The organism is Larkinella arboricola (assembly GCF_003259745.1).
In the GTDB taxonomy this organism is placed as follows: Bacteria; Bacteroidota; Bacteroidia; order Cytophagales; family Spirosomataceae; genus Larkinella; species Larkinella arboricola.
In genome coordinates, this window is the sequence record NZ_QLMC01000002.1 from 954,538 (window position 1) to 970,338 (window position 15,801).

The window sequence follows — 15,801 nt, forward strand, 5'->3', positions numbered from 1 at the left end:
AAGACCTAGCTTCCAACGATCCGGCCGAAAAAAATGTCTATGTGAGTAGCCTAAACCCCTCCTACCATGCAGACCCTTATACGTTATTTTCTCCCCGCCTGCTTCATTCTTTTGTTTGGTTCCTGCACCGTCCAGGATCATTTACCCCCTTCGGAATCAAGTCCCTGCCGGATTAGTTTACGATTATCCAGCCTGAATTATCACGCCATTCAACCCGGTGAAACCGTTACGCTGGGTGCACAGGTGGAAGGCTGGAACTTTACCCCATTCATCGTGCGCGACATTCAGGAAATTAACGGAATTTCCTACGCCATCGGCTGGAAAGATGAGACGTACCGGATCGGTGCCGAAGAAAGCAATACCTCGTATGAATACGATGCCCAGGGACGGGTCATCAAAACCGTTAATCGATTGAAAAGGCCGACAGCAGACATTACCAACGAGTATACCTATACCTCGCCGACTCGAATCGACCTGAAGTACACCCCCAATTATTTCCACTATCCGGTTCCCCCATCGTATAACGACTCGTATACTCTCAACAGCCAGGGGATGGTCATCGACAGGAACGTTACTTACGATGCGGAGGGATATGTCATCCGCCGGGGACCCAGCCGGTATACGATTGAAAACGGCAATCTGGTCAGAGCCGACGAAGGCGGAAACATTACCCTCTACGAGTATGATTTAACCAGGCCGAACCCCGTCCCGGATCCGGTTACGTTCTTTGGCAAATCGGATCGAAACCTGCGTACCGATATGCACGTAATCATACCGGGTGTCCAGATGGAGTTCGACCTGTACTATATCTATGACAACGCCAGACGGCTCAAATACCAGATCCAGCGGTATTCCTATGCCGACGACCCGCGAATCCGGCTGCAAATCAACGGCTACGAATGGACGTGTCCGCAGTAGGATTTTTACTACCGGGAGCGTGAAATGCTCCCGGTAGTAATTTTGTTAAATCTGCGAGAAAGCCGTCGGCACCAGAAACATCCGGGTAATGTTCGACAGAATGCGGTCGTTGGCGTATTCGGGCAGGCTGCTCACCTTCTTCCAGTCCGGATCACCGCCGAACGTTTTCCAGTTACGGTCGTGTTCCTCCATGTTGTCGAACGTCAGCATATACGTCAGATTCGGGCGGAAAGCGCCAATGAGCGTTTCGCCGAAGAAAACCGGTGTCAGCCCTACCCGCTTGAAAATTTTGATTTCCCCGCCTTCGTTGAACATCTCAATCTTCTTTTTCCCAGCGGTTTCATTGTGGCTTTCGTAGCGACGCAGTTCAAAAATGCGCGGTTTCTTCTCGGGCGCTTCCAGTTTGGGCATGTCCGCAAACGCCCGCATGAGCGAACTTTCGATGCGTTCGTACGGTGGATTGGTCGCTTCGGCATTCAGATAATCCGCTGCTGCCTGCTGATACGCCGAATCTTTACCTAATTTTTCGGCCCGGCTAAAGTATTCATCCAGCGACGTAAACGGAATCACCACCACCAGTTTGCTCTGGCTCTGCGGCAGGTATTCGGTAAAAACGCCAATGGTTTTGCTGCCCAGCCGGTTATACGCCGGAATCACGGCATTCTGAAGGTAATTCTCCACCATCTTCTGCTGTTTACCGCTTTTGAGCGTATAAATCCGGAGTTCATAAAATTCCGGCGCGGTGTTCTGCGAACTGGCGGTCTGCTCCTGCGGATGCAGCAGGCCAGCCGCTGAAGTGGTTAAAAGGGATGATTTGACAAATTGACGTCTTTTCATTGAAAGTGCTGACACGGTTTTTCCACGAAAGTAGAAAAAATAGTCAGGTCTACCCGGTGCCGTTTTGTTCAATAAGCCAACGGTCCGCCTACCGGGCCACAACCGTCGGAAGCCGCACCAGAAAAAATACCGCCAGCAACGCCAGCGCGACCAGACCGCCCGCCACCAAGCCGATCACCGGCGCCCCGGTGTACAGCAGCGCCTGCCCCGCCAGATACGTTCCGGCAATATCCGACAAATTAACGAAAGCCATATACGTGGTGAACTGAGACCCTTCCACGCCCGGACGGCAGACGGCCATCAGCATCGGCATGGCGGCCACACTGATAAACGGGTCCATGAAATAAAAGGCAATCAGTCCGGCCTGGGCCACCGAAGGCCACCGCCACGATTCAGCGATGAGGTTAAAAATCAGCAGATACCCGGTAATGAGCGCCAGCACAATCAGCAGAAAACGGCGGTTGCCCAGCCAGTCGGCCAGGTAGCCACCCACAAGCGCCGAAACCGTCGCCACGAGCATTCCGTACGTACCCGTCAGAAACGAAACCGACGTATCGGCCCAGCCCAGCACCTGAATCAGGTGGTAATTGTAAGCGCGCACAAACAGGCTCACGCTTAGGTAAGCGGCCACCACCGCCCCGAACAACACCAGACTCCGCCGGGCCAGCAAGCCTTTGAACAACTCCGAAAACAGCCACCGGAAATCGGGCGAACGCCAGACGGTTGGGCGGACAATCGGTTCCGAAAAAGCCGTCTGGGATTTCCGCCTGAACGGCAAAAGCCGATCCTCCGGGCGTTCGCGGATGAAAAACGTCAACAGTGTCAGGACCAGCAAACTAAGCGATAAGGTCAGGGCCGCACTGAAAAAACCGTATCGGCGCAGGAGGTGCGAAAACACGGCCGCGCCCAGCCCCGTACCCAGCAGAAAACCCGCCCGCATGAACGCGTTGACGCGCCCCCGCTCCTCTTCCCGAATGACAGAAATGGCCATCGCATCAACGCTCGCGTCCTGCACCGACGCAAAAATGCTGTGGGCAAAAAACAGCCAGGCCAGCGTCTGTACCTGCGTCACCGGATTGCGAACCAGCAACAGGCTCAGGGAGGCCAGAAAAGCCAGGCTCTGCGCCCCCACGACCCATGGTTCCCGCCGTCCCAGCGCCGAACCCTGGTAGCGGTCAATGACGGTTCCCCAGACAAACTGAAACGCCCAGGGCAACCCGACCACGGCGGCAAATGAACCAATCACCGACGGGTTCACGCCCTCGGCGGTCAGGTAATTGGCCAGCGCCGTCAGGGAAAAACCCGCCGGAAGGCCCTGCATCATGTACAGATAGAAAAAAACGGCGTACCGCAAAAGACGGTTTTGACTCAGTATCAATGGGTAACGAAATGTGGGCCGGGCCGTGGGCATACAGTCTGTGGTTATGCCCAACAACCCGACCAGACATTCGGCCAGACAGAGAAAGGCGTATCGCTAACCACGCGGGTAACTCAATTGTTTAACAATGCTTCAACAAAACTTTATGTAATAACCGGATTTTTACGCTGGTGAACAATTTTCAAAACGTTGTGCGTTACCTTGTAACCGATCAAACCGTGAAACCTTTCCCTTGTCAAAAGGCGACTCAACACCATGACGTTTACGTTTCGTAATGACCGGCCCGACGATTTTCTGGCGATTGTCCGCGAAGTGGGCCAGTGGCTCACCGAATCCGGGCAGGAATTGTGGCAAACCGATACGCTCACCGCCGAAAACCTGTTTGACGACTACACGCGGGACAACTGCTACGTCCTCTACGCCGATGGAGTTCCGGCGGCTACGTTTATTCTGCAATGGAAAGACCCGCTATACTACGGAGACGTGCCCGACCACACCGCCGGTTTCATTCACAAGCTGGCGATTCGGCGGCTCTTTGCCGGGCAAAACCTGTTCGTACCGATCCTGGAATTCTGCCGCAGCGAGTGCCTGAAACGGGGCATTCACGAAATTCAGCTCGAAACCGATGCCACCCGCCCGGCCCTGATGCGGTTTTACGAACACAACGGTTTTGAGCCGACCTACCAACGGGCGATTGAGGAGTTTGGGCAAACCTTTCTTTGCCAGTATTACGTACAGCGGTTTTAACGAAAACAGGGCTTTCATCCATTTCCGGAGCGCGGGAATAAGCGTTACCTTTGTGAATGGATTACTTTAAACAGTTGCTGGAGTTAGTAAAAATTGAACGGGAAGAAGACCGTACCCAATACCGCAAACTCACCGAAACCACCTCCATTGCCGAGCGCCGGGCCAACGGTCTGACCTGGTACCCCATTGCCATCCGGGGCTCCGAGCCCAGCCGGGGAGATTACCTGACGGTGGAGGTGGAACGCACCACGCACCACGATATTTCGCACCAGTTCCGGGCCGGAATGCCCGCCCTGTTTTTCAGCAATCACGACCCGAAAACCGACCGGGTGGAAGGCACCATTTCCTACCAGAGCGGCAATAGGCTCAAAATTACCCTGCTGACCGACGAGTTGCCCGACTGGTCGCGGGATGGCAAACTGGGCGTTGAGCTGCTGTTTGACGACAAGAGCTACGACGAAATGCAGGACGCGCTCAAGCTGGCCAGCACCCTGAGCGACAAACCGCAAAACCGGCTGGTGCAAATTTTAACGGGCCAGGCGTCCCCGACATTTCAGGCCGATATTGCGCCTTTTCCAATACCGCAACTAAACGAAAGCCAGCAACGGGCGGTCGATAAAATTCGGGCGGCCAACGAACTGGCCATCGTCCACGGTCCTCCGGGCACCGGCAAAACCACCACGCTCGTCCAGGCCATCCGGGCGCTGATCAAACAGGATCATAAACAAATCCTGGTCGTGGCACCCAGCAACACGGCCGTCGATCTGCTAAGCGAAAAACTCCACGAACAGGGCCTGAACGTCCTGCGGGTGGGTAATCCGGCCCGCGTGTCGGAACGGCTCATGGCCCTCACCCTGGACCAGAAAATGGCCGATCATCCCCAGATGAAGGAAACCAAAAAGTTGAAGAAACAGGCGGGTGAGTTTAAAAACATGGCGCATAAGTACAAGCGCAATTTCGGCAAAGCCGAACGCGATCAGCGGAAAGCCCTGTTTGACGAAGCCCACCGGATTATGAAGGAGGTGACGGATATTGAGCAGTACGTCATTGATGATCTGGTTGCCAAAGCGCAGGTGATTACGGCCACGCTCGTAGGCTCCAACCAGTACATGATCCGCAATCTCCGCTTCCATACCGTCGTCATCGACGAAGCCGGGCAGGCGCTCGAACCGGCCTGCTGGATTCCGATTCTGAAAGCCCAGAAGGTGGTTTTCGCCGGAGACCACTGCCAGTTGCCGCCCACCATCAAATCGCAGGAAGCGGCCCGCAAAGGACTGAATACCACCCTGCTCGAAAAATGCGTCGCCCTACACCCCGAAGCCGTCAGTCTGCTGGAGGAGCAATACCGGATGCACGAGCACATTATGGGCTATTCGTCGCAGGTGTTTTACGCCAATCAGGTCAAGGCGCACCCATCGGTGGCGGCTCATGCGCTGTTTGCGGGCGATACGTCGCTGCAATTCATCGATACGGCGGGCTGCGGTTTTGACGAAAAACTCGAAGGCACCAGTTCCACCAACCCCGAGGAAGCGGCCCTGTTGATGAAGCACTTAACTGAGCTGGCAGCCGAACTGGGTCCGCATTATCTGCCCCATAACTTCCCGACCATCGCCATCATTTCGCCGTATAAGCAGCAACTGGTCGCCCTGAACGAACAATTGCTCCACACACCGGAGTTGCAGCCTTACCTGCCGAAAATTTCGGTCAACACCATCGACAGTTTTCAGGGACAGGAACGGGACATTGTTTATATTTCCATGACCCGGAGCAATGCCGCGGGCGACATCGGCTTTCTGTCGGACATTCGCCGGATGAACGTGGCCATGACCCGCGCCCGCAAAAAACTGATCATCGTGGGCGACAGTGCGACGCTGGCCGGGCTGCCTTTCTACGCCGATTTTATTACCTATTCCGAAAATCTCAACGGCTACCGAAGTGCCTGGGAATGGCTCTAAGTTGGTTTTGAAACGGCTTTCTGTCAGTAGAAATAGCCCCTGAACTGCCTTTTTCTGTAATAACTAAAACCCTTTGATTATCTTTAATTGACAATGCATGAGAAAGCTTAAGGCTACGGCCACGCTTGGTACAATTTTACTTATTCTCCTTACGCTTCCGAACGGACGGGCGCTAGCCCAGAATAAACCCCAGTCACCCGCCCAGACTGCCAACGCCCCCTTTGAGCTGAAAGATGGCGACCGGGTGGTTTTTCTCGGAAATTCGCTGTTTGAAAATGATTTTCAGTACGGTTACCTGGAACTGGCCCTGACTACCCGCTTTCCCGACCGCTTTGTGACGTTCCGTAACCTCGGCTGGACGGGCGACAACGTGTTTGGCGACGCCCGCAGCACGTTCACCAACCCGCCGACGGCCTACGAACACCTGATGAATCAACTGACGCAGGCCAAACCGACGCTGGTTTTTCTGGGCTACGGCGGGGTGGAAGCGCAGGAAGGGGAAGCCGGTCTGCCCCGGTTTAAGGAAGGCCTGACCAAACTGCTCGACAAGATCGATCAACTGGGCGCCCAGACGATCCTGCTCTCCCCTATTCCGGTGGTCGCTTTTGATTCGTCGCAGAACGTGACCCAACGCAACGCCATGCTCGAACGTTACGCGGCCGAAATCGCCAAAACGGCAGCCGAACGGGGCAAACGGTTTATCGACCTCTACAAACCGATTCAGGAACTCAGCCGGAAAGCGCCCATTCTGGAAAACGGCGTTCACCTGAACGAAACCGGCTATTATCACCTGGCTACTATTCTCGAAAAAGGGCTCGGCCTGGCTCCCTCGGGCCAAACCGTTACCATCAACGTGGGTAAAAACGGTGCCGAAGCAGCGGCTCCGGTCAGGGTGCTTGATGCTGGCAAGGAAAACAGTACCGTAAAATTCACGATGGACGAAAGCTACCTGCCGCTGCCCTTACCCGAGCAGGACCCGGAAACCGGCACGGTGGTGTCCGATGGCCGGACGCTTAAAATCACCGGATTGAAAAAAGGATTTTACACCCTGACAGCCGACAACGACGAGGTGGTTACGGCTTCGGCAAAACAGTGGGCCGAGGGCGTTCCCATCCGGCAGGGCGCTTCCTACACCCAGGCCGAACAACTGCGCCAGATGATCCTGAAAAAGAACGAACTGTTTTATTTCCAGTACCGCCCGCTCAACCAGACCTACATTCTGGGTTTCCGCTCCTACGAGCAGGGACGGCACGTGAAGGGGCTGGAAGAACAGAATATCCTCATCAAGTGGCTCGAAAGTCAGATAGCCCTGACCCGCCAGCCCCAATCAAAAGTCTATTCTCTTACCCTGTTGAAGTAGCATGAAATCCCTGAAAATAAGACGGTTTCCGAAAGTTTTACGCGCCATCATCCTGCCGGTTGGGCTGGTGATGACCGCAGCCTTCCACCAGGACGACCGCAAAGACATTCCGAATCCAGATATAAAAAAGGAACTGGAATCCTTTAAAATCGCCGACGGCTTTGAAGTTACGCTATTTGCCGCCGAGCCGCTGGTGGCCAAACCCATTCAGATGAACTGGGACGCCGACGGTCGGTTGTGGGTTGTGAGCAGCACGGCCTATCCGCACCTGAAAACCGGCGAGGAAGCCAACGACAAGGTGTTTGTCCTGGAAGATACGGACGGCGACGGCAAAGCCGACAAATCGACGGTTTTTGCCGAAGGACTCATTACGCCCACCGGTATTCTGCCCGGCGATGGCGGGGTGTACGTGGCTAACTCCACCGAAATCCTGCACTTTGCCGACACAGATGGCGACGGCAAAGCCGATAAAAAACGCCGGATCCTGAACGGGTTTGGTACGGGCGATACGCACCACCTGATTCACACGTTCCGCTGGGGTCCGGAGGGGCTAATGTATTTCAACCAGTCGATTTACATCTACAGCCACGTCGAAACGCCCCAGGGCACCAAACGGCTCGAAGGCGGTGGGGCCTGGCAGTTGAATACCCGATCACTGAACATGGACGTGTACGTCCGGGGCCTGATCAACCCGTGGGGGCTTCAGTTCAACCGCTGGGGTCAGTCGTTTCTGACCGACGGTGCGGGGGGCGAGGGCATTAACTACGGCTTTCCGGGGGCAACGTTCGTCACCGCGCCGGGGGCCGCCCGCATTCTGCGCGGGCTGAATCCGGGGCAGCCCAAACACAGCGGCCTGGACATCATCTCGGGCCGCCACCTGCCCGACGACCTACAGGGCACGTTGATTACCAACGACTTCCGCGCCAACCGGATCAACCGCTTCCGGCTGGAAGAACAGGGCAGCGGCTACGCGTCGAAGCAACTGGACGATTTGATGTGGACCGATCACGTGGCCTTCCGCCCGGTGGATATTTCCGTTGGGCCCGACGGGGCGATTTACGTCGCCGACTGGTACAACCCGATCATTCAGCACGGCGAAGTGGATTTTCACGATCCGCGCCGGGACCAGCAGCACGGACGCATCTGGCGGATTGTGGCTAAAAACCGTCCGCTGGTGAAAAAACCGCAGTTGACCAAAGCCTCGGTCACCGAACTGCTGGACGCCCTCAAACTGCCGGAAGACTGGACCCGTTCGCAGGCCAAACAGGTGCTGAAAGCCCGGGGAGCCAAAGAAGTGGTTCCGGCGCTGCAAAAATGGGTGCAGGATCTTGATAAAAACGACGCCCAGTACGAACACCACCTGCTCGAAGCACTCTGGACCTACCAAACGCTGGAAGTGGTCAACGCCCCCCTTCTGCGGACGCTGCTGAACGCCAAAACGCCCCAGGCGCGGGCGGCTGCGGTACGGGCGCTATCGCTCTGGCACCACCAGATCAAAGACGTTCCGGCCCTGCTGACCAAAGCCGTGGCCGACAACCACCCGCAGGTTCGGATGGAAGCCGTGATTGCGCTGCGGACCGTACCCTCGGCCGAAGCCGCCCGCACGGCGCTGACGGTGCTGGACAAACCGATGGACGAATTTCTGGACTACGCGCTCTGGCAAACCGTTCGGGAACTGGAACCGATGTGGGCCAGCCGCCTGAAAGAAGAACCGGGCTTTTTCGGCAACGCCAAAAACACCGCATTTGCCCTCAAATCGGTGAGCAGCCCCGAAGCGGTTTCGCTCCTGACGCAGCTTTACCAGAAAGACCAGATACCGGATGAATACCAGAAAGACGTCCTGAGTTCTATCGCCAAATACGGCAAATCAGCCGATCTGAACGGTATTTTCGAAAAAGCCGTACAGGAAAACACCCGCAACAGCAAAGCCGTAGCCGCCCAGCTTGGTGCCCTGGAGGAAGCCGCCCGCCGGGGTGTGAAGCCGACGCAGAACCTGAACCGCCTGACCGGTTTTATTCAGCATGACGACGATGCCGTGGCCACCAGCGCCATTCGGCTGATCGGTTTGTGGCGGCTGGAAGACCTGACGGGAACGTTGGTCAACCTGGCCCAGAAAGGCGACAAAAACACAAGAAAAGCGGCTTTGAACGCCCTGGCTTCCCTCGATCAGGACAAAGCCCGGCAGCTTTTGACCGACCTGACCACGACCAAAAACCCCGCCGAACTCCGTGTGCTGGCGGCTGCCCAACTGCTGGCCGTAAACGTGACGGATGGTGCCAAAGTCGGTGCGGACCTGTTGCGGACGTTACCCGCCCAAACCGACGTTTCTGATTTGTTTACCGCGTTTCTGACCAACCGGCAGGGCGCAAAGGCACTGGCCGATGAACTGACCGCGAAAAAGATTCCGGCAAACCGGGCGAAAGAAGGACGGCAAATGCTCCAGCAGCGGGTGCCCTACAACCGGCGTAATACCGAAAACGTGAAACTGCTGACAACCGCGCTGGAAGCGTCCGGCGGGGTGTTGCCGCCCGAAAAAATGCCGCAGGAACTGTCGGCGCAGGAAATCAGCGGACTGGCCCAACTGGTCCGGGAAACCGCCGATCCGGCCAGAGGTGAACTGATTTTCCGCCGGGCCGCGCTGACCTGCCAGACCTGCCACGCCATTGGCGGAGCCGGGGGACGCATCGGACCGGATCTGAGCAGCCTCGGAACCAGCTCGCCCATCGAAACCATTACCCGCTCGATTCTTTACCCGAACCTCTCCATCAAAGAAGGGTATGAATTACAACGGGTCGCCAAAAAGGACGGCAGCGAGATGATGGGGTACATCGTCGGCAGCGGCACCTCTGACATTGTGGTGCGCGACATTTCGGGTCAGGAAGTTTCCGTGCCGAAAAGCCAGATCAGCACCGTCGAACGCGTACCCGGCTCCCTGATGCCCGCCGGTCTGACGGCCGGACTGGACAAGCAGGAATTCATCGACCTGATCGGTTTTCTTTCCAAAATGGGTGAATCCGGTAAGTTCCGCGTGCCTACGGCCCGGTTTGTCCGGCGCTGGAATACCGTTTCGGCCAGTAAAGATTTGTCAAAAAGGATTCAGACGGAAGGCGTTGGCTACCTCGCCAAAGACAACGCAAAAGCGTTCTGGCAGCCGGTTTACAGCAAAGTAGCCGGTGACCTGCCGATGGATGAATTACCGGTGGTAGACGCCACGGCCAACAAACGATACAGCTTTGTGCGGTTCGAAATTGAGGTGGTTAGTCCGGGAAATGTAAATCTGACGTTTAATTCAACGGCGGGAATTACCGCCTGGATTGGTCAGAAACCGGCTAAACTCAACGAACAGGGCATGGTTGCCGAACTGCCGCAGGGCGTTCATACTGTGACGCTGGCCGTCGACCGGGCTGCTTACAAGGACGCTTCCCTGAGCCTTCAATTACAGGATGCCGCTAATGCTCCCGCCCAGACGCGGCTGGTTATGGGGCGATAAGCGGAGAAAGTAGTCGTGCTGTTAGTAAGGAAAACCGACGCCAAGGCGTCGGTTTTCCCGTTTTTAAGTCAGACAAAATGATTGATTGAGTAGACAGACCGCGAAAGGATGGGCTGTTGAAACCGTACCCTGAACGGACTTACAAGCCGTAGCTGTCCCGATACCGTTGCATGGACGTGGTAAAAACCGTCATGGCGTCTCCTCTCAGATCCTGCTGATCAAATGCCCCGTAGAGGTTATCAAACGCTAGACCGGCTGTTCGCTGGTCGAAAGCGGCAAACTCATTCCGGGGCAGCAGAATCTGGTTGGGGTAACTGTACATCACCGCCAGATGGCGTTTGCTGCGCGACAGCAACAGACTGTCTCCGCACAGCAGCGTTCCCCGGTCGGTTTCCGACGGCAGGTGCAGCACGCAGCTACCCGGAAAATGCCCGCCCGTATGGACAATCTGAATACCGTCCCAGAGTTGGTAACGTTCCCCGGTCCAGAGCCGGACGGCTTCGCCGGGGTACATGATCCACGGCTGGTCGTGCTGATGAATGTAAATCGGGCAGGAAAACAGGGCGGCCCATTCGTTCATGGTCGTATAATAATGTGGGTGCGAAAAAGCAATCGCTTTCAGCCCGCCGACCGACCGGATGAAGGCAACCGTTGGGTCGTCCGGGAGCGGCATACAGTCCCACAGAATGTTGCCGCCGGGCGACTGGACCAGTAATGCCCGGTTCGCGATGGCAAAATCCGGCTGCATTTTCAGGCTCCAGATCCGTTCGGCTAGCGGACTGATCCGCACGCGGTGGGTTTCTTTCAGGGCCGACAACCGGGTCCAGTGCTGGCCGTTTTCCGGAATATACTGTCGGTCGTCGTTGCAGATGGGGCATAAATCGGGCAGCGGCTGATGGGGCGGATACTGCGTGCCGCAGGTAGTGCAGATCAACGAGTCGTTCATGGCTTTTAATGGAGCGATATCAGGATAGAGAACGGTTTTCAGCGTTGCTTCGGGCAGCCTTTGTGCCGTTAACTAAATATTTAAACACATTGCTCTCAAAGTAACAAACAAAAAGAGTCTGAATTAAGCTATTGTTAGTAGATATGTCATCTTCGTGACAGCCCTCCACTACCTTTGTATGACCGCTCAGTTGGATATTCGGGATTTGGCCAACGTTATCGGTTTCAGGGGAGTCTACCGAGCCTGGCGTTCGGGGTGGCGGCTGGCCCTGCTGATGGGATTTCATACCGGGGAGGAAAAGCATCCCGATCAGGACCGTGCTTCCATTAGTTTCCCGGCTCTGATCGACGGTGTGTTGGGCGACTGAATTCGTATTGATCAGATTGTACCATTTCTTCGTCCAGGTCTCGGTTCCGAACTAACGACAGCAAGAGCAGGAATTGATATTTCAACTGTATACTATTTAGCGAATCTTTTCCGGGGCGGATTGGAGTCGTCAGGATCGTATCGTTAAGCCCAATGAATCCGCATTAACACCGTAGGATGTAACAAGAAAAAATGAATCGCAAACAAACCATTCTCATCGTTGATGATAACGCCACGTACAGGCAGTTATTAACCATCCATTTAACCAAAGCCGGCTACGAGGTACTGATTGCTAAAGACGGTCAGGAAGCTATTGACTGGCTTGTTTCCTCCCTGCAACAACCCGATTTAGTTCTTCTGGATTTGCTGATGCCCCAGAAAAGTGGGATTGAAGTCCTGGAAAACATAAAGGCCTCCCGCCGTAAGATACCTGTCATTTTAATGTCGGGGGCTGAACTGCCCATTGCCCGGCAGGGCGTTATCCAGTCAACGCCCGATGCGTTTTTGCCGAAACCGTTTGAGATTCCGGACCTGCTGCAAAAGATCGAAACCCTGCTAAAGCCTATTTCCGAAATACGCTGACGGTAGAGGACACCAGGCTGGTTTACCAGACACCTTACAAATCAGGCAGTGGCTCCCCGGCCATCCCGCCATCAAAAACAGTGGCCTATAAAGCCCCGGTTAACGCCGGGGTTTCGTTTTTAGGCGGTTTTAGTAAAACGCCAGGAAAGTAAGCCCCTATATTACCAGACAGCACTTCACCCCAAATAGGCCCGTTCTCCGTCCGGCTTGAACCGCCCTGGGAATATTAAATGAATATATGTAACTTATAAAGGCAGCGTAGTAACATGGCACTAATTTTGCCTGGAAGAGGGTACTACCGGAGTATAGGTAGGACAGAGAAAAAGATTACATCCCGGCTTGCTTAAGCCGGGTTTGTTTTTCTGTTCTACTTATTAATATCGCAAAAGTACAATTTTGCCTAACCGGGTTAATAAACCCGCAAATACGACCTGATTTTCGTCACTTTTCGGTCCCTGGTATAGCATTTGCTTTCATGAATCTGGTTTACTCAACGTTATGCGAGAGCCCTGGCTCCCCGGCCAGGCTCTCTTTTAAAGTTTGTTTTGCTGCTTATCGCTCTTTCTGCCTGCTGGCACCACCGTACTTGTAGAGCGATATGGACGGGTTAGTCCGTTAACTGAAAAAGAACATCATGTTTGAATCGATTCGATCCTACCTCCGGCTGAGTCGGCTGGCCAAAGCCCTGTACGAAACACAACAGCGTCAATACAACAGCCATATCGAGGCCTTACGCGAATGCAATCGGTTATACCGGGTGCTGGGAAGAAACTATTCCATTGTCAAACACCAGCAGCAAGAACTTTTTTGGGTGGTGTGTACCCGGTCGGCCAAAGCACTGGCGCTGGAAGGACATACCATCGTGTCGGCGGTGCCCCGGAAGAAGTCGTTGAGCTAATGGCCTGGGTGAGCATCCGTTTTTTTCACCGGTCGAGTGATTTTCAAAAAACGGCTTCGTCATCCATAGAACTGACGCCCTGGCTGTCAGCCAATCGGCTATCTGGTTTGCCCTCCCGGCAGAAACCACTTTTTTCTCATTGTAATTTTAAAGGAATTACTAGTCAGAGTCCAAGAATGCATTGAATATTGATACCGCTTTTGTCTAAACCATACGGTCTGGCAACCAGCGTCTTTGCGATGAAACGCTATTTCCTACTGCTTACTTAGGCCAAACGCTCACGGTCACCCTCCTACCTGAATTTATAAATTTTTCAACATTCGTTATATAGAGGGCAACGGTGGGGTTGGTACGTCATGATTCTCGCACTAAATTTGCTACCTAACAGATTGTACAATAGAATATTAGACTACAATTACTCACTTTATAGTGGGTGCTTTTTCTCTGTATAAATTCTCTGTTCAACCTTTGTTTATTATGAGAGCCATAAAGAATTTATCTCCCGAAGAGATCAAGCAACTTCGTTATTTTGCTTTTCAGCAAGGAAGCAGCGTCTTACAAAAACGCTGTCAGTGTATTCTTTACAGCTATTACGGCCTGAGCGCGCGGGAACTAATGGACCTTTTTAATGTGGATCGTCGCAGCATTTACAACTGGATGGATCGGTGGGAAGAAGGGAGAATTCAGGCGCTCAAAGATAAGCCGGGCCGGGGAGTAAAGCCCAAATTAAGCCTGGAATGCAAGGAGCAGGTGGAGCGCATTAAGCAGGCTTTTTCGTTGTATCCCAACAATATGCATCTGGCCCTGAAGTATGTAAACTCATCGCTTACCGTGCCCATCAGCCGTGATACCCTACGCCGGTTTGTCAAAAGGCTGCAAGCGGCAAGTGGATAAAGTCTCAACTGGTTGAACGCACTCGGAACCGACGACGGATTCGTTGTCCGTTCTTTCCTGTTTCCTGCCGACAGAAACAGCAGGACGGCCTTTTCATTCGAAACAGGCGCTAGCTACAGTACGCCCTTATAAATCCGACGACACCGGATTGTTGTTCTCGTCCACCTTATGGGCCGAAGAAAACATCAAAGCCCCCGCACAAAGGCCAAGCGCCACCATTGCACCGGCAATCTGCAAAAGACCACCCGTGGCCGTGGTAACCAAAGCAAAAAAGAAGGCCAGCACATTTAAAATAAGGCTCTGTTTTTTCATGGGTTGACGTAGGTTAAACAGTAATGCAGGCAATCCTATCGTTCTTCCACCAAACTCATTAAGAGAAAGACAGCAATCCGATATTTATAACGTGATTGTATTAACAGGAGTTTTTATTGAGCGTTTTTTATTGAGTAAACGGCTTAATATGAAAAATAGTTTATCAATTTTTTAATTAATATAGCCGGTTTACGGTGTTTTCTTTGGTATTATGTGGACAAATAAAAATTAATAAAGGCTTTTTTTTCAATTATCAGACTAAAAACTGTTTTACCATCGGTTCCGGGAGTCGGGGATGCCGTGCAAAATCCGTTTTCGGGTTTCTTATTAACCGGGTTGCGGGTGCAAACTTCTTCTGGTATTATTGCAACGACGGCATAGCTGTCCCTATTGGTAGATCATTCTTTTGTCTGCTATTCGCATGTTACTACACTTCACCATCGACTCTCCTACGGGCGAACGTTTCAACCACAGCTTCTATGCCGCTGACCTGGATTCGCACATCAACGCCTTGAATTTCTTTGTCGCGACGGGCTACCAACTCTGCTCTGCTACGCTGACGGATCAGGAAGGACAGCAAATGAGCCTGCCGCTGGACGCTTTTGATGGTATGCCCATCGACGGGGCCATTCGGGAGCTTCAGACGGAATATGAACAGGTTTTAAATCCGTATTAACGGAGCATCAGGACCTCAGTTGGCCGAGATAAAATACCCGAACCGAAAGGTCGGGCCAAAAACAAACAGCATAGCCCAGGGATATTGCTTCATGGGCGTGCTAAAAGGAACAAAATCAATACAGTGGTTCATGAGTACCAGGTGAAAAAGTTACGGTTGAGAAGCTATACACAACTTTTGTGCCGTAACGAACAGATGTCTGAAGAATAATTCACCCGTTCATACACCGCCTTTCCCATCCGGCACCCATCATTGTTTCTATTTTCTCCAAGATAGTTACCAGGACGCTCGCTTTGGCTGTATAGCTAGAACCGGTTTGAAGGGTTCTACCACAGACGCTCTACGCCCTTCCTGAAATTGACTGCCGCAATGACAAACTCCACCCGCAAAGTGCACAGACGCTAAAATTTCAACTTGACCAAAGACTGATTTTAATGGTAAC

Annotated in this window: 14 protein-coding genes; 10 read left to right on the plus strand and 4 right to left on the minus strand. The window is 53.6% G+C overall.

The window, feature by feature from the left end; genetic code table 11:
• Positions 1 to 66 precede the first annotated feature (66 nt).
• Positions 67 to 918: a hypothetical protein gene (locus LX87_RS11065; RefSeq protein ID WP_111628250.1), complete on the plus strand. Its 852-nt coding sequence runs from the start codon at positions 67 to 69 to the stop codon at positions 916 to 918.
• A gap of 45 nt (positions 919 to 963) precedes the next feature.
• Here LX87_RS11065 and LX87_RS11070 read toward each other — a convergent pair whose 3' ends face one another.
• Positions 964 to 1,755: an NIPSNAP family protein gene (locus LX87_RS11070; protein ID WP_111628251.1), complete on the minus strand. Its 792-nt coding sequence runs from the start codon at positions 1,753 to 1,755 to the stop codon at positions 964 to 966.
• A gap of 88 nt (positions 1,756 to 1,843) precedes the next feature.
• Entirely contained in the window at positions 1,844 to 3,109 is a 1,266-nt protein-coding gene (locus LX87_RS11075; RefSeq protein ID WP_229310620.1) for an MFS transporter, read from the minus strand.
• Positions 3,110 to 3,388: 279 nt separating this feature from the next.
• Between LX87_RS11075 and LX87_RS11080 the strand changes: the two genes are divergently transcribed.
• From LX87_RS11080 to LX87_RS11095, 4 genes are all read left to right on the plus strand, one after another.
• Positions 3,389 to 3,880 carry a GNAT family N-acetyltransferase gene (locus LX87_RS11080; RefSeq protein ID WP_111628253.1) on the plus strand — a complete coding sequence of 164 codons (492 nt, stop codon included), beginning with the start codon at positions 3,389 to 3,391 and terminating at the stop codon, positions 3,878 to 3,880.
• A gap of 56 nt (positions 3,881 to 3,936) precedes the next feature.
• Positions 3,937 to 5,835 carry an AAA domain-containing protein gene (locus tag LX87_RS11085; RefSeq protein WP_111628254.1) on the plus strand — a complete coding sequence of 633 codons (1,899 nt, stop codon included), beginning with the start codon at positions 3,937 to 3,939 and terminating at the stop codon, positions 5,833 to 5,835.
• 97 nt (positions 5,836 to 5,932) lie between these two features.
• The gene (locus LX87_RS11090) at positions 5,933 to 7,195 is read left to right on the plus strand and encodes a GDSL-type esterase/lipase family protein (protein WP_111628255.1); all 1,263 of its coding nucleotides are present in this window, start codon (positions 5,933 to 5,935) and stop codon (positions 7,193 to 7,195) included.
• Position 7,196: 1 nt separating this feature from the next.
• On the plus strand, positions 7,197 to 10,685 hold the full coding sequence (locus LX87_RS11095) for a PVC-type heme-binding CxxCH protein (RefSeq protein WP_111628256.1): 3,489 nt from the start codon (positions 7,197 to 7,199) through the stop codon (positions 10,683 to 10,685).
• Between the two features lie 139 nt (positions 10,686 to 10,824).
• On the opposite strand, the gene LX87_RS11100 is transcribed toward LX87_RS11095, so the two are convergent.
• A complete protein-coding gene (locus LX87_RS11100; protein ID WP_111628257.1) occupies positions 10,825 to 11,631 on the minus strand; it encodes an MBL fold metallo-hydrolase in 807 nt (268 codons plus the stop codon).
• Positions 11,632 to 11,809: 178 nt separating this feature from the next.
• Between LX87_RS11100 and LX87_RS11105 the strand changes: the two genes are divergently transcribed.
• From LX87_RS11105 to LX87_RS11120, 4 genes are all read left to right on the plus strand, one after another.
• Entirely contained in the window at positions 11,810 to 11,998 is a 189-nt protein-coding gene (locus LX87_RS11105) for a hypothetical protein (RefSeq protein WP_111628258.1), read from the plus strand.
• A gap of 191 nt (positions 11,999 to 12,189) precedes the next feature.
• Entirely contained in the window at positions 12,190 to 12,579 is a 390-nt protein-coding gene (locus tag LX87_RS11110; RefSeq protein WP_111628259.1) for a response regulator, read from the plus strand.
• Between the two features lie 634 nt (positions 12,580 to 13,213).
• On the plus strand, positions 13,214 to 13,477 hold the full coding sequence (locus LX87_RS11115; RefSeq protein ID WP_111628260.1) for a hypothetical protein: 264 nt from the start codon (positions 13,214 to 13,216) through the stop codon (positions 13,475 to 13,477).
• Positions 13,478 to 13,954: 477 nt separating this feature from the next.
• Positions 13,955 to 14,371 carry a helix-turn-helix domain-containing protein gene (locus tag LX87_RS11120; protein WP_111628261.1) on the plus strand — a complete coding sequence of 139 codons (417 nt, stop codon included), beginning with the start codon at positions 13,955 to 13,957 and terminating at the stop codon, positions 14,369 to 14,371.
• 126 nt (positions 14,372 to 14,497) lie between these two features.
• On the opposite strand, the gene LX87_RS11125 is transcribed toward LX87_RS11120, so the two are convergent.
• On the minus strand, positions 14,498 to 14,683 hold the full coding sequence (locus tag LX87_RS11125; protein ID WP_111628262.1) for a hypothetical protein: 186 nt from the start codon (positions 14,681 to 14,683) through the stop codon (positions 14,498 to 14,500).
• Positions 14,684 to 15,104: 421 nt separating this feature from the next.
• On the opposite strand from LX87_RS11125, the gene LX87_RS11130 reads away from it, so the two are divergent.
• A complete protein-coding gene (locus LX87_RS11130) occupies positions 15,105 to 15,359 on the plus strand; it encodes a hypothetical protein (RefSeq protein ID WP_111628263.1) in 255 nt (84 codons plus the stop codon).
• The last annotated feature ends 442 nt before the right edge of the window (positions 15,360 to 15,801 follow it).

What these genes read in the sequence shown, in the direction of transcription:
- LX87_RS11070 (WP_111628251.1), bottom strand. Translation starts at nt 1,755, where the DNA reads ATGAAAAGACGTCAATTTGTCAAATCATCCCTTTTAACCACTTCAGCG.
- LX87_RS11125 (WP_111628262.1), bottom strand. Translation starts at nt 14,683, where the DNA reads ATGAAAAAACAGAGCCTTATTTTAAATGTGCTGGCCTTCTTTTTTGCT.
- LX87_RS11090 (WP_111628255.1), top strand. Translation starts at nt 5,933, where the DNA reads ATGAGAAAGCTTAAGGCTACGGCCACGCTTGGTACAATTTTACTTATT.
- LX87_RS11065 (WP_111628250.1), top strand. Translation starts at nt 67, where the DNA reads ATGCAGACCCTTATACGTTATTTTCTCCCCGCCTGCTTCATTCTTTTG.
- LX87_RS11120 (WP_111628261.1), top strand. Translation starts at nt 13,955, where the DNA reads ATGAGAGCCATAAAGAATTTATCTCCCGAAGAGATCAAGCAACTTCGT.
- LX87_RS11130 (WP_111628263.1), top strand. Translation starts at nt 15,105, where the DNA reads ATGTTACTACACTTCACCATCGACTCTCCTACGGGCGAACGTTTCAAC.
- LX87_RS11100 (WP_111628257.1), bottom strand. Translation starts at nt 11,631, where the DNA reads ATGAACGACTCGTTGATCTGCACTACCTGCGGCACGCAGTATCCGCCC.
- LX87_RS11115 (WP_111628260.1), top strand. Translation starts at nt 13,214, where the DNA reads ATGTTTGAATCGATTCGATCCTACCTCCGGCTGAGTCGGCTGGCCAAA.
- LX87_RS11095 (WP_111628256.1), top strand. Translation starts at nt 7,197, where the DNA reads ATGAAATCCCTGAAAATAAGACGGTTTCCGAAAGTTTTACGCGCCATC.
- LX87_RS11080 (WP_111628253.1), top strand. Translation starts at nt 3,389, where the DNA reads ATGACGTTTACGTTTCGTAATGACCGGCCCGACGATTTTCTGGCGATT.
- LX87_RS11105 (WP_111628258.1), top strand. Translation starts at nt 11,810, where the DNA reads ATGACCGCTCAGTTGGATATTCGGGATTTGGCCAACGTTATCGGTTTC.
- LX87_RS11110 (WP_111628259.1), top strand. Translation starts at nt 12,190, where the DNA reads ATGAATCGCAAACAAACCATTCTCATCGTTGATGATAACGCCACGTAC.
- LX87_RS11085 (WP_111628254.1), top strand. Translation starts at nt 3,937, where the DNA reads ATGGATTACTTTAAACAGTTGCTGGAGTTAGTAAAAATTGAACGGGAA.